At 54.8% G+C, this 14054-nt stretch carries 12 protein-coding genes; 4 read left to right on the forward strand and 8 right to left on the reverse strand.

The annotated features are described in order from the left end of the window. Positions 1-3: 3 nt before the first annotated feature. From EL199_RS07810 to EL199_RS07840, 8 genes are all read right to left on the reverse strand, one after another. Entirely contained in the window at positions 4-3297 is a 3294-nt protein-coding gene (locus EL199_RS07810) for a DEAD/DEAH box helicase family protein (RefSeq protein ID WP_004142560.1), read from the reverse strand. Next, positions 3297-5117, reverse strand: a complete 1821-nt coding sequence (locus tag EL199_RS12995; protein ID WP_345921392.1) for a site-specific DNA-methyltransferase — start codon at positions 5115-5117, stop codon at positions 3297-3299. The genes EL199_RS07810 and EL199_RS12995 overlap by 1 nt, the downstream gene beginning before the upstream one ends. Beyond that, complete coding sequence (locus EL199_RS13000; RefSeq protein ID WP_004142556.1) at positions 5056-6240, reverse strand: hypothetical protein; 1185 nt, start codon at positions 6238-6240, stop codon at positions 5056-5058. Before EL199_RS13000 ends, EL199_RS12995 begins: the two co-directional genes overlap by 62 nt. Positions 6241-6338: 98 nt before the next feature. Continuing rightward, positions 6339-8192 carry an RNA polymerase sigma factor RpoD gene (gene rpoD, locus EL199_RS07820; protein ID WP_004142554.1) on the reverse strand — a complete coding sequence of 618 codons (1854 nt, stop codon included), beginning with the start codon at positions 8190-8192 and terminating at the stop codon, positions 6339-6341. 30 nt (positions 8193-8222) lie between these two features. Further along, complete coding sequence (gene dnaG / locus EL199_RS07825) at positions 8223-9917, reverse strand: DNA primase (protein ID WP_004142552.1); 1695 nt, start codon at positions 9915-9917, stop codon at positions 8223-8225. A gap of 24 nt (positions 9918-9941) precedes the next feature. Then, positions 9942-10394: a GatB/YqeY domain-containing protein gene (locus EL199_RS07830; RefSeq protein WP_004142551.1), complete on the reverse strand. Its 453-nt coding sequence runs from the start codon at positions 10392-10394 to the stop codon at positions 9942-9944. 5 nt (positions 10395-10399) lie between these two features. Then, positions 10400-10615 (reverse strand): 30S ribosomal protein S21, encoded by a 216-nt coding sequence (gene rpsU / locus EL199_RS07835; protein ID WP_004142550.1) that lies wholly within the window; start codon positions 10613-10615, stop codon positions 10400-10402. 67 nt (positions 10616-10682) lie between these two features. Next, entirely contained in the window at positions 10683-11063 is a 381-nt protein-coding gene (locus EL199_RS07840; protein WP_004142549.1) for a hypothetical protein, read from the reverse strand. A gap of 73 nt (positions 11064-11136) precedes the next feature. Between EL199_RS07840 and EL199_RS07845 the strand changes: the two genes are divergently transcribed. The 4 genes from EL199_RS07845 (at position 11137) to kdsB (ending at position 13999) form a co-directional block, all read left to right on the forward strand. Continuing rightward, the gene (locus tag EL199_RS07845) at positions 11137-11379 is read left to right on the forward strand and encodes a hypothetical protein (protein WP_004142548.1); all 243 of its coding nucleotides are present in this window, start codon (positions 11137-11139) and stop codon (positions 11377-11379) included. Next, positions 11376-11825 (forward strand): SoxR reducing system RseC family protein, encoded by a 450-nt coding sequence (locus EL199_RS07850; protein ID WP_004142544.1) that lies wholly within the window; start codon positions 11376-11378, stop codon positions 11823-11825. The genes EL199_RS07845 and EL199_RS07850 overlap by 4 nt, the downstream gene beginning before the upstream one ends. A gap of 46 nt (positions 11826-11871) precedes the next feature. Then, positions 11872-13128 carry an NAD(P)/FAD-dependent oxidoreductase gene (locus EL199_RS07855; protein WP_004142542.1) on the forward strand — a complete coding sequence of 419 codons (1257 nt, stop codon included), beginning with the start codon at positions 11872-11874 and terminating at the stop codon, positions 13126-13128. A gap of 115 nt (positions 13129-13243) precedes the next feature. Further along, positions 13244-13999, forward strand: a complete 756-nt coding sequence (gene kdsB, locus EL199_RS07860) for a 3-deoxy-manno-octulosonate cytidylyltransferase (protein WP_126316045.1) — start codon at positions 13244-13246, stop codon at positions 13997-13999. Positions 14000-14054 lie beyond the last annotated feature (55 nt).

Raw genomic sequence — 14054 nt, forward strand, 5'->3', positions numbered from 1 at the left:
TATTCATACAATTCCTCCTTCTGCCAAAATCATGGCAAACATCTCCGGCAAATAATCATCATCCATAAAAAGAATATGGCGCGCGCGGAAATCCTCGTCCGTCCAGTCCGCGACATTAAGCAAATCCCGCCGTGCGGTGACAGAGAGAATAAAACTGTTCAGAAAAATATCCAGCTTTAACTCCTGCTGCAAACGCTTGACCTCATCGGCAAGGCCAAATTTCGGGTCGCTTAAATCTATCTGACGGATACCTTTCGGGTCAATCAGCGACAACCATTGCTGTCCGCTATCCCTGTCCACCAGCCACAAAAGAAAATCCGGATAAAAATTCCCGGCGAGTGCAAAACCCAGTCCTTTGCTCTTGTTTGCCGCATTGCGTAACAAATACAAATCGCGTCCGCCAGTCCAGCGCATTAATTCGCCGCTGTCATGCGCCGCTTGCAAATCGCGGACAAAGCGAATTTCACTGTGCACATTCATATTGAGCGGCTGCATTTTCAGCGGCAGATTGTCCTTGTCTTCCAGCACCATAATCGGGTAATACAAATGCGCCGGGAAACAAATGGCGCTGATTTGTGGCGCGCGCCAATTGAGCACTTCCCTGATGCGGTTCGATTCCACTAAAGCCTTTAATTCCAGCAGCTTTTTCTCATAATCACGCCCAACATCGTTCGGTTCAATCGTAAACTGATAGCCATTTTGCATTGAGCCATTGTCGCTATCAACCAGCACCGTTTCATAAAACTTCCCCTCATATGCCGCTTTCAATCGCGCATAAAAGACTTCGGTATAAAGACACAACAATTCCAGCAACAAATCCTGTTGCTTCAACACATCGGCAAACGAAAGCACGCTGAGCGCATTTGCCGGAATAAACAAGGTGTACCAGTCATTGCCCTCGGCAAACGCGCGCAGGCGGGCTTTGTCGAGACGCAAATTGCACCAGGTGCGGCGTTGCTTGAAGTCAAGCAATTGCAAATACAGCGCATCCCAATCAAACAACGGGAAAAGGCGGCTATCTAGCGTATGAATCTCGCGCTGATTAACGTGCAGGGCAGTTTTGGCCGCCGTACTCAAGGCTTCCACGCGCGGATAGCGATCCAGCGTGGCATGAATCTTTTTAATCTTGTCGCGCCATTCTTCCGGCACCTCATACAAATCGATTTTTTTCTGCCGCTTGAAGCCCATATTCTGATTGTCTTTATAGCCATCTTTCAGCCGCAGTGTTTTTAATTTCACCGCAGGCAAATTGGGCTGTACCTTGAAATCCACCATCAGCATTTCATCCGGCGGGGTAATGCCTTCCTCGCGCAAATACGCCTTGAACTGCTCCATATACCCGGCGCGGATACCGAAAATATTGAGCGTTTCCAGCTTGTCGAGATGCAATCCTTTTGGACGCTCTGCCGCCAGACTGCGTTTCAAAGAAAAACCGCGTCCTTTCAGACGTACGCCGCGCCCGAAAAGCTGAATAATCTGGCTGCCTTCGCTCTTGCCCATATTGAGCAAACCCATGGTAGAAACGCGCCAGCTGGACCAGCCTTCCGAGAATTTGCGCGAACCAATCAGCACATGAATCGGGCTGTCTTTCTGGTTAATCTTGGCAAAAAGACCGGGCGAAAAATCATCGCTACGGCAGACAAAATCGTCGCGGCTTTCCGCCGTTTTGAAAAAACTGCTGGCATCGCCAATATTGATGACGGCAAACGGCGTGCCATTCTCGCCCACAGAAAGCGCCAATTCGCCTTCGGCCTTTTTCAGCAGCGACAAATGCAAACGGCCGCCCGCAGGCGCATGAAAAAGACGCTGCAAAATATCGGCGTACAAATCCGCTTCCTTGCCGAGAAACGCCATCAGCGGCGCAAAGCGCTGGCTGAAGATATTGTTGCCGTGCCTATCGACAATCTGCGCCTTGTCCTCCAGCAAGGCGTGCAACCAGCGCTGCACTTGCTCCGCCTGATTGAGGAAAAAGGCGAGAAAGCGCACCACCTGCAACACATCGCTGTCATCATCGACAGCCTTGCTGCCCACAACCTTGTTGCCGACGAATACCCATAGCGGCCGCTCCAGATTCCATTCATCGAGTCGCGCGCCGCCCGTATCAAACAAATGCAACTGCTGATAAAACGACAACAGGCAGGCCGTCAAATACAAATCGCCGTGCAAGGTATAGCCCGCGTCATCCATATTGAGAATCAGGCTTTCCTTGCCATAGCCGTCGGCATAAAAATACTTGTAGGAATAATCAAACAGCACCGCCTTGGCATAGGTTTCAAACATCGCCGTTTGCTTGGCCGCGCGTTTTTCCGCCGGATTAAGGGCGACGATGGCGCGCTGTTCCGCATCCAATTTTTTCGTATTTTTAGTGCGAAAGTAAGTATGAGCCTTTTTTTTGATTAATTCCTCTTCCTCTTCCTTAATCGTCTTTTCGTTTGCTACCGCTTGGCCAAACGTTGCCGAATACTCAAAAGCAAAACCATCGCCAATTAGTGCAGCGCGCCGTTTCATCCAGGCATCGCCAGAGGTGCCGCGATGCCCCTCATCGACCAGTACCAAATTGCGCCCGGCAAAAGCGGCAACGGCGACGGTTTTGTCGCCATCGCGTTCCGCCAGTTTGTTGATGTCGATGATTTCAATATCGTCAAAAAGGTCAGAAGTGGTATTGCTCTTGTCAAAGAACTTGGCGCGCATACCGGAATCGACGAATTCCTGCAAATGCTGCCTGCTCAGGCCTTCGTTAGGTGTCAGTAAAATGATCTTGTCCAGCTTTTCCGGGCAATAATGGCGGAATTGCAGAATATTGACGTGCATCAGTAGCGTCTTGCCGCTGCCGGTGGCATTCCAAAAAGCAAGCTTGTTCAAATCTTCGCTGTCATAGGGCGAGAGATTGCGCGCCTCTATTTCCTGTGAATACTGCGCTAGCGTTTGATTAAGCGCATCGCGTAATGCTTCGCGGCGATTGAAATACCAGTCCAGATAGATTTCGGTAAAGAGCAGCGACAAATACTGAAAATATTTGAGCTGCAATTCATGCCCTTCCGCATGATTACGCTTGGCGGTAATTTGCTGCCAATGCTGGACGATATTGAAGTCATAACGGCGCAGCGTTTGTTCGTCTATTGCATCGCTATGAAAGAGGCTGTTGTTGAGCTGCTCAAAGAAGCGGGTTTGCCCGCTCTCATCCAGCCCGCTGAAGCGGTCATCACCAAGGCGGGTTTTGAAATCTTGCAAATTACGCTGGTTAAAGAGAGAAAGCAGCCAGCGGTTAATAATGAGGTGGTCGTGAAAAGTCGCCATTATTCCGCCTCCGCAAACATCAGGCGAAGAAACTCCGCTTCAATACTGCGAATTTTCAGCGTGCGTGCGCTGCCGCCATCGGCATCGTTGTCCTGCCAAACGGTGGGCAAAGTGTGGTCGCCGTTGATATAGATTTCGGCAAATTCGCTGTCTTGCGGGTTAATCCGCTTTTTCTCGAGCAATTGTGGCAGGCTGTCATCATGCCAACGCTCGCAATCGCGCCACACCAGCAATATCCGTTCGCCATCAAGATGCCCTTCGACAAAGACATAACCCTTGTCAAAGCGGCGGTCTTCCACGGCATCTACCCGCAGCCCCAAGAGGTAATTAAAGGTTTCTACCAAATCAATTACCTGTGGCGTGTAAGCCCCGGCGGAATCGCTGGCAATATTGAGGCGGTAATCGAAGGGCTTGCGGAAATCGTCGCTAGAAAGCAGAGAATCGCGGCTTTCAATATCGAGCATATAGTGCAGCAGATAATCCTGCGCGCTTTGGTCATTCAAGGTACGCGCGAGCAAATCCGGTTTTTTCAGTTGCAAGTTGTTGAGCGTGTCTTCATAGCTTTCCAGCTTCAGTACTTTGACGATTTGCGACACGCCATGGAAATTGCCGTCGCTATCCGCCTGCGGTTTGCCGTCTTTCCATTCCTTGCTGTAAATCACCTTCTGCACGCGCGGCTTGAGAACAGTATTAAAGTATTCCGCCTGCTCCACCAGAATATATTTGCGCTTGCCGTCGTCCTCGCGATTAAGGTTAATCACCGCATGGGCGGTAGTGCCGGAACCGGCGAAGTAGTCGAGGATAGTATCGTATTTTTTTGAGGATAATAGGATAGAATCTAATACGGTGTACAATGATTTAGGGAAATCAAACTTTTTAGAACCAATTATGTTGTTTAGAATTTTAGATCCGTAATCGCCTGCTATATATTTACTATCATCCCACACTGTTTTATATCTTTCTTTATCTCTGGTTTTTTTGATTTCGTAGTTTCCATTTTTTAGCTTTTCAACTTTTAATAAATGGGATATATTTTCTACAGACTGGCGAGCGTATGTCCATTTTCTTTCAATTCCATTGCCATCTATAGGATAAATGGCAATTAAATTGTCATCTAGTATTTCGTTATGATTGGGATGTATGTTGTCTGGTAATACATCACCAAATCCAACAATTTCCATATTTTTTATGATAATGGGATAAAAACAATTTTTGGCTGTATTCCTCTCTGATTCTCCTCCCCAGTTTCTAAAATTACTCCATTCTCTATTTTCTTCAGGAATATTTTTCCCTTCCGATTTGCTTCCGAATTTTGATATAACTAGGGCAAACTCATTGTTTATAGATAAGTATCCTCCTTGTATTCCTTTGGTATTATGTCTAACTACAATTGTATTATGTTCATAGTAATCACTACTAAATATTTGTCTAAATAATAGATTTAGTCTTACATGTTCATTCTCATCAATGGCGCAAATTAAACTGCCATCACTTTTCATTAGACGAGCGGCGCAAATTATTCGATTCTCCATTAAAGATAGCCAAGAAGAATGCTTGAAACTATTCTTGTATAGTATCTCACTAGATGGTGAATTATACGGCGGATCTATATAGATACATTTCACCTGCTCACGATAGCGTGCCTGTAGCAGGTTTAATGCCTGGAAATTGTCAGAATGGATAAGTAATCCGTCGGTGGCGGCGTCGAGGCCGTCGGGAAGGTCTACAGATAGGCGGGTGAGCAGGGCGGCCTGGAATTCAGGCGGGTAGAGCGAGGTATCGACGACGAGATAAGGATCTGTTTTTACAAGTGAAAAAATGTCGAGGGGGGGGGGGTAACTGTTTGAAAGAAAATAAGTTTTCCCACGCTGCGAGCTGTTTTTCGTTGGCGGCGACGGCTGGCAGTAACGCTTCGGGGATATGGTTCAGGGTGATTAGCCAGTGGCTGGCGGCGACGAATTTCTTTTTCAGCCACAATTTTTTCTGGAAGTTTTCCAGCTGGGCGAGGAAGTCGATGATTTTATGGGCGATGGCGAGCAGGGTTTGGATGAGGCGCAGGTCGCGCTCCAGCGGGGCAAAATCGGCGGCGCTTTGCAGGTTGTCGAGGTTCATCACTTCGTTTTTGATGTAGAAATCCAACTCGCGCCGCAGGAAGCCGCCGAGGTCTTTATGGATAAAGTAGTCGGCGCTGTTTTTCTGGGTATAGGCGGCAAGGTGTTTTTCCAGCAGGGTGCGCTCAGGCTGTTTTTCGGTCGGTGCGCGGCTGAAGAGTTCCGTCCAGTCTTGCTGAACGCTGTCGGCGGCCGCGACAGCTTTTTTCACGGCGCTCAAATAGGCGTCCTGTTTTTCGCCTTTGGGGCGCGGCTGGTAGCTGAAGTGGATGGTGAGGGTTTGTCCGTCGGCGGCGGTTTCTACTGGGGCAAGGGCAGGGCGGATTTCTGCGCCTTCGTCGTCGTACTGCGCTTCCTGTTTTTCAGCCAGCACAAAGAGGCGGGTGTGGTTCAGGTCTTTTTGGTTGTCCTTGGCGGTGTCGGCGGCGACCAGCTTGAAGTGAACGCGGCGGCCATCGCTGAGGGTAAAGCGATAGTCGCTGAAGTTTTCGCCGGATTTGGTGTAATACTGGTCTTTGTTTGCCCAGTGCAGCATCACTTCTTCGCCGTTGTAGGGGATGGCGTAGGTGTTGCCCTTGTAGCGGCGCTGGCTGATGAAGTCGCCTTCGTCGTAGTAGCGTGCGAAGAAGGTGAGCAGGTGGTTGTAGACGGCGGCTTCTTGCGCTTTGTCAGCAAGCGCCGCCTTGACCTGCGCGGGCAGTTCCCGGCTGAGGTAGTGGTTGATTTCCGCGCTGCGGCTGTTCAGGATGCGGTAGATGCCGAAATCGAGGTCGGCGCGGTCGGTTTGGAAGATTTCTTTGAGTTTGGTGATGAGTTCGTCAAGGCTTGCCATGGTTGCTCCGGGTGGGAAAGGGAAAAGAGGCAGTATTGTAACGTTGCGGGGTTATTTGGGCAGAAAAAAGAACCCCGCCGGAGCGGGGTTCTTGTTTGTCAGTCGTTGAGGAAACTTTTCAGCAGTTCCGAGCGGTTGGGATGGCGCAGTTTGCGCAGCGCTTTCGCCTCTATCTGGCGGATGCGCTCGCGGGTGACGTCAAACTGGCGGCCGACTTCTTCCAGGGTGTGGTCGGTGTTCATGTCGATGCCGAAGCGCATGCGCAGCACGCGCTCTTCGCGCGGGGTGAGCGAGGCCAAGACTTCGTTGGTGGCTTCCGACAGTCCGCGCGTGGTCGCGGCTTCCAGCGGCGACATGACGTTGGAGTCTTCGATGAAGTCGCCCAGATGCGAGTCTTCGTCGTCGCCAATCGGGGTTTCCATCGAGATGGGCTCTTTGGCGATTTTCAGCACTTTGCGGATTTTTTCTTCCGGCATGTCCATCGCTTCTGCCAGTTCTTCCGGCGTCGGTTCGCGTCCGTTTTTTTGTACCAGGGTGCGCGAGATGCGGTTCAGTTTGTTGATGGTTTCGATCATGTGCACCGGGATGCGGATGGTGCGCGCCTGGTCAGCAATGGAACGGGTAATCGCCTGCCGTATCCACCAGGTGGCGTAGGTGGAGAATTTGAAGCCGCGACGGTATTCGAATTTGTCCACCGCTTTCATCAGGCCGATGTTGCCTTCCTGGATGAGGTCGAGGAATTGCAGGCCGCGGTTGGTGTATTTTTTCGCAATGGAGATGACCAGACGCAGGTTGGCCTCGACCATTTCTTCTTTGGCGCGCTTGGCCTGGTTTTTGCCCATGGAGAGGCGTTTCTGGATTTCTTTGAGCTGCAAAATGCTCATGTGGTAGCGTTTTTCGATTTCCAGGTATTTTTCTTGTTCGACCTGGATTTCGGTGATCATCCCTTTCAGTTTTTCGGCGTATTTGCGCCGCTGTTTGCTCTGGCCGACGATCCAGTCCGGGTTGGTTTCGTTACCCGGAAATTCCTGGATGAAGAGTTTGCGCGGCATGCCGGCGCGCTCGATGACGAGGCGCATCAGGCGGCGTTCGATGTCGCGGATTTCTTCGGCGGCGACGTTCAGCTGCGCTTCCATCAGGTCGATGGTTTTTTGCGGGAAGGAGAAGGCGGCGATGTATTCTTTGATTTCGCCGTGGAGTTTCTGGTTTTTTTTGTCGTCCAGGCTTTTGCCTTTGTTGAGCGCGGTCATCAGTTTTTTGTGGATGGCCGCGAGTTCGTGCAATTTTTCTTTGGCTTCGAGCAGGGCGTCCTGGTTGTTCGGCGCTTCTTCCAGCGGGGCGGCGCTGTCGTCGTCTTCGTCGTCATCGCCTGCGCTGATGAGAGTTTCGCTGTCTTCGTCGTCGCTGCTTTCCAGCAGGGTTTCTTCTTCTTTGTTGGCGTAGGGGTCGCCGTAGCCGTTGACGAGGTCGCTCAGACGGCCTTCACCCGCCTCGATTTTGGCAAATTCTTCGAGCAGGGCGGAGACGGCGAACGGGAATTCGGCCAGTGTCTGCTGCACGGTATTCAGCCCCGCTTCGATGCGCTTGGCGATGGCGATTTCGCCTTCGCGGGTGAGGAGATCGACCGCGCCCATTTCGCGCATGTACATGCGTACCGGGTCGGTGGTACGGCCGATTTCGGCTTCGTTCAGCGCGGCCGCGCTGGGGACTTCTTCTTCGTCGTCGGTGGCGATGACGCCGCCGTCTTCTTGCGCGCTTTCGACGACGTCAATGCCCATTTCAACGATGAGCGCGATCATTTCGTCGTATTTGTCGCCTTCCAGGGCGTGTTCCGGCAGCGCTTCGTGGATTTCTTCGTAGGTCAGGAATCCTTGTTCGCGCCCGCGGGCGAGGAGTTCTTTGACTTCGTCCTGGACGTCATATTCTTCTGGCTCTTGCTCAAAATCACTCATGGTTTATCCCGTTGTTGTAAAAGTCGAAAGTTAGTCCTGCTTTATGCGGGCGACGGAGAATTTTTCAAGTCGCGCCTGCTGGCTGACGTAGTTTTTTTGCAGGTTGGCGAGCATGTCGGTGAATTCGTCGCGTTGTTGTTGCGCGTCCAGCCGCGCCAGCAGTTTGGCGGCAGATGCCACCGCTTCGTACACGCCATGCTGGTGCAGGAAAGCCTCGGCGTGGGCGCTGTCGGCACCGCTGCTTTGCAGGGCGTAGCAGTAGAGCCAGAACAGTTGTAGTTCGGCGTCTTCCGGCGGGTATTCCCAACGGCGCAAGGGCAGGGCGCATTGTGGTTGCAGGAGCAGGCGCGCCATCAGCTGGATGCCTTTGTCTTTGGGTTTGACCACGACCATTTCGCGCGGCGGTCGCCAGGCGGGGGAAGCCGTGTGCGTGGCAGTGGCAGCATTGCCGGAAAGCGTCAGCACTGGCAGGTCAAAGCGCTTCATCACTTGCGCACGCAGGATTTCGCGGAAGTCAGCATCGGGCAGGAGTTCCAGCCAGCGCTGGGCTTCGCCCGCCAGTTCTGCCTGTGCCTCGGCGCTGCGTTGCGCGCCTGCGCCGTCGTCCAGCGTTTGTAGGAAGAAGGCCGAGGCGGGCAGGCTGGCGTCCATCACTTGCTGGAAGGCGGCGATACCCGCTTTTTCAACGAGCGAGTCGGGGTCTTCACCTGCGGGCATGAACATGAAGCGCCATTCGTGCTGTTTGTCATGCTGGCTGAAGACGGCTTCCAGCGCCTTGCGTGCTGCTTTTTGTCCGGCGGTGTCGCCATCGAAGGAGAAATAGACTTTCTCCGCGCGCTTTCTCAGTTGGCTGATATGGCTGTCGCCAATGGCGGTGCCGAGGGCGGCAACGGCGTTTTTCACGCCGTGCTGCCACAGTTTGATGACGTCCATATAGCCTTCGGTGACGAGCAAGGTACGTTCGCGCGTCTGCATGGCTTGGTGCAGGCCGTACAGCTCAAAGCGCTTGTTAAACCAGGTTGTCTCCGGCGAGTTCAGGTATTTCGGCTGCGCTTCACCCATTGCCCGCGCACCAAAGGCGATGGTTTTGCCTTTGATGTTGTGGATGGGGAAGATGACGCGCTCACGGAACCAGTCGTAATGGTGGTCGTCTTTGACGCCGACCAATCCCACATCCTGCAACAGTTGCAGCGGGTATTTGCTGCCAAGGTGGGCAAGCAGGGCATTGCCGGGCGGGGCATAGCCGAGCAGGAAGGTATCAACGGTTGCTTTTTTTAGCCGTCGCTGGCGCAGGTAATCGCGCGCCGCCTTGCCGCTCTCGCCGTAAAACGCTTCGTGGAAAAATGCCGCCGCATCGGCAAGGCATTCCAGCCCAAGGTCGTAGCGGTCTTTTTCCTGCGGATCAACCTGCCGTCCGTCGTCTTCGTAGGGAACGCTCAGGCCGTTAAATTCGGCGAGCCGCTCGATGGCTTCCGGGAAGGGCAGGTTGTCGTAATCCATCAGGAAGCGGATGGCATCACCGCTGACACCGCAGCCAAAGCAGTGGTAAAACCCTTTTTGCGTATTGACGCTGAATGATGGCGTTTTTTCGTCATGAAACGGGCAGCAAGCCCAGTGGTTGCTGCCCGATTTCTTGGTGAAGGTGATACGAGACGACAACAGCGCGAGCAAATCGGTTCGCGCTGTCAATTCGTCGATGAAGGGTTTGGGGATGCGTTTTGCCATCGGCAGCCGTCGGCCCGCCTTGGATTAAGAGTTTTGTAACAGGGTGCGCAGATACTGGCTGACAAAAGCCATGTCAGCGCGGCCTTCCAGCGCGGGTTTGAGCGTTGCCATCAGCGGCTTCATGGAAGCCATTTCACGCGGCAGACCGGAGGCGGCCAGCGCTTTTTCGACTTCGGCGCGGATTTCATCTTCGCTCAGCGCCTGCGGCAGGAATTGCTGGATGATGGCAATTTCTGTTTCCTCATGCTCCGCCAGGTCAATGCGGCTGGCGTCGCGGAACTGCCTGGCGGCGTCCTGACGCTGTTTGACCTGGCGCACCAGTTCGCGCAGCGCGATTTCATCGGTAATCTCGATACGCTGATCAACTTCGATTTGCTTGAACGCCGCGCTCACCATGCGCAGCGTCTGCAAAGTCGCTTTTTCTTTGTTGATCATCGCCGCCTTGATGGCGGCATTGACGTTATCGCGGATGCTCATTGTGCTTAGTAGAGACGTTCGAAGCGGCTACGTTCTTTTTTCAGGCGGCGGGTGTTGCGCTTGACGGCAGCAGCGAGCTTGCGCTTGCGCTCCTGGGTCGGTTTTTCGTAGAACTCGCGGCTGCGGACTTCGGCCAGCACGCCGGCTTTTTCCACAGAGCGCTTGAAACGGCGCAGGGCGATATCGAACGGTTCGTTGTCACGTACTTTTACACTTGGCATCAGATTCCTCGTTGGTTAAATAAAGGGTTTAAAGAAGGCGCGCATTATAGTCGCGCAGTCCTAAAAATCAACGGGATTTTTTCGCGGCGCGCGCGGCTTTTCGTGCGGCGCGGCGTGAGCCGTCGTAATTGTGCATGATGGTTCCGGTTTGCAGGAAAACAGAAAGAAAACAAATGGGAATGCCCCACAGCGGATAACCCCACAGCCAAATCACCCCGCCAAAAAACAAATGCAGCGGCGCGAGCAGGGCAAGGGCGGCATAAGGCTTGCCTTGTCGCCGCCAAACGCCGGGGAGGAAATAGAGAAGCGGCATTAGTGTCAGCATAAATCCGAGCGCCATTTGTTTGGGATTGCCGGTCCAATGGAAAACAAATGCCGCCAGATAAATCAGGATAAGCGTCAATTGCGCCACCAGGGTGAGATAGAAGCCTTTTTTCTGCCGTGTCATGCGATTCCCCGCGATAGAAAGCGGCGCATTATAGCGACTATAATGCGCGCCCCGATGTATTCCTTATTTTTTGATGCTTACTGCTCCCGCTCCCGCTGGTTATATTGGCGCGCAACTGCTCTGCCGCCTGAAACCGGCAACGGTTTCCGCGCGCGCCTGGTCGCTTTACGGCATAGCGGGCGGCCTCCTGCCGGATATTGATATGCTCTGGTTCTACCTCGTCGATCACGTTCATCACTACCGCTATCCGACACACTGGCCGCTGCTGTGGCTATTGGCGCTCGTTGGCGCGCTTTATGCGGAGGCAAGCGCATGAGCGATAACGCTATCCGTGTCCGCATCCTTGCCGCTGATGCCGTCACCATTCACATCGTGCCGGTGGACGATGTTCGTGAATGCCGTCGCTGTGCCGAGGGCAACGGCTGCGGCAGTCGCCCGTGGTTTCGCGGATTCTTCCGCCATGGCAGCATCGTCCTGCCCAACCGCGACGGCTGGCGCGCGGGCGAAACCGCCGAACTGCATCTCTCCGCCGCCGGGCTCAATTACAGCGCGCTGCTCACTTACGGCTTGCCGCTTGCCGCCTTTCTCCTCGCGCTTGTCGCCACACAAGCGCTCGCCGAACCGCTGCAACTGCTCATCGCCTGCGCCGCGCTGGCCGCCGCTATCGTCGCCGCGCGCCCGTTATGTCACGCCATTATCCGCCGCCATTTGCGTCTGCAACGCCGCCATGCGCGCGCAGACGTGGTGAAAATCGCGCCATAGCGGGCGTATAATCCGCGCCCGTTTTCCCTACAGCACAAGGACAGACATGAAGAAAGTCGTCATCCTCGGCGGCGGTTTTGCCGGTGTGAATCTCGCGCGCGATCTCGGCCGCAATCCGCAATACAGCATCACCCTGATTGACAAGAACAATTACAACTTTTTCCCGCCGCTGATTTATCAGGTCGCGGCGGGCTTCATGTCGCCCTCGGATATCAGTTACCCTTTCCGCAAGCTGTTCAACCGCCACCCGCGCGCCCGCTACCGCAAAGGCACGGTAACGCGCGTGGATACTGGCGCCAAGCGCGTTTTTCTTGAGCAGGGTGACAGTGTCGCCTACGACATGCTCATCATCGCCCTCGGCGCGCAGCCCAATTATTTTGGCAACCGCGAAGTGGAGCAGAACGCCTATACGATGAAAACGCTCGGCGACGCGCTCGCCATCCGCAACAATATCCTCGCGCAACTGGAAGCCGCCTGCGCCCAGCCGCGCGAAGCGCGCGCGCCGTATTTGCATCTCGTGGTCGCCGGTGGCGGCGCGAGCGGGGTGGAGCTGACCGGCATTCTCGCCGAAATGCGGCGCGATATTTTCGACAAGGACTACCCCGAGCTGGAAGGCGAACACGGCCAGCTCACGCTCGTTACCGCCGACCCGGTGTTGCTGCCGCCGATGCGCGAGGTCTCGCAGCGCTACACCGCCGCCGCCCTGCAAAAACTGGGGGTGGACATTATTTATAACGACCCTGTCACCGCCTACGATGGCCAGACCATTACCCTGAAAAGCGGCACCACCATCGCCGCGAAAAGTCTGATTTGGACGGCGGGGGTGACGGCGGTGAAACTCGCGGGCATTGCCGACAGCAGCTATGGCCGTGGCAACCGCCTGCGTGTGGATCGTCAACTGCGCGTTATCGGTCTGGACGATGTTTATGCCATCGGCGACTGCGCCATCGTCGAAGGCGATTCCGCCTATCCCAACGGCCACCCGCAACTGGGGCAGGTCGCCAAGGCGCAAGGCAAATATCTCGGCAAAGCGCTTGGCCGCAGCGACAAAGCCTTTGTTTATAAACACCGTGGCGACATGGCGATGATTGGCCGTCTTTCGGCGGTGGCCGACATGCCGGGCGGCCGCAGTTTGCAGGGCATGATTGCCTGGTTTATCTGGGTGGTGGTGCATATTCTCGCGCTCGTTACTTTCAAAAACCGCATTGCCGCCACCTACAACTGGAGCATCGCCTTCCTCACCAAAAACCAGGCGATGCGGATGAACATCCAGCCCAGTCCGCCGCGCGGTAGGCGGGAATGAGGGCATATTTTTCTGCCGCCTGTCCGCCGCGCTTCGCCCTAACTTTCTTGCCCTTCATGCGGGCGACCCCGCGCCTGCGCTGCGGGCTTCTTGTTTTTCAACCGGAGCTTTTGTCATGAACACCGTCGTCGTCATTCCCGCTCGTTATGGTTCGACCCGTCTGCCCGCCAAACCGCTGCGGCTGATTGCCGGAGTGCCGATGGTCGTGCGCACCGCGCGGCAGGCGGTCGCCAGCGGTTTTCCGGTGTGGGTCGCCTTTGATGACGCGCGCATTGGCGCATTGTTGGAAGGTGAGGCGGCGGTGCAGGGGATTTTGACCCGCACCGACCACGAGAACGGCACCGAGCGGCTGTGCGAGGTGGTGGAGCGTCTTGGCTGGGCGGATGACACCATCGTCGTCAATGTGCAGGGCGATGAGCCGCTGTTGCCGCCCGCGCTGATTGGCGAGGTGGCGGCGGCGCTGGCGGCGCGACCGGAGGCGGCGGTGGCGACCCTTGCCGCACCGTTTGACGCGCAGCATTCGCCGGCGGCGGCGACCACGGTCAAGGTGGTCTGCGACCAGGGCGGGCTGGCGCTGTATTTCAGCCGCGCGGCGATTCCTTATGTGCGCGATGCCGACGGCGTTTCCGGCGCGTTTCCGTATCTGCGCCATATCGGCATTTATGCTTACCGCGTCGCTGCGCTGAAGCGTTATCCGCAGTTGGCAGCGACGCCGCTGGAGCAGGCGGAGAAACTGGAGCAGTTGCGCTTTTTGGAACATGGCCTGCGCATTGCGGTTGGCGTGGTCAATGAGGCACCGCCGCCGGGGGTGGACTGCGAGGAAGATTTGCAGCGGGTGGAAGCGTTTTTGCGCGGCGCGGGAGCGGTTTGACGATTTACATACAGTTGAGCGCTCGATGTGTATGTAAATGAGGTAGGGCTTGCCC

Source organism: Cardiobacterium hominis (genome assembly GCF_900637305.1).
Lineage (GTDB): Bacteria > Pseudomonadota > Gammaproteobacteria > Cardiobacteriales > Cardiobacteriaceae > Cardiobacterium > Cardiobacterium hominis.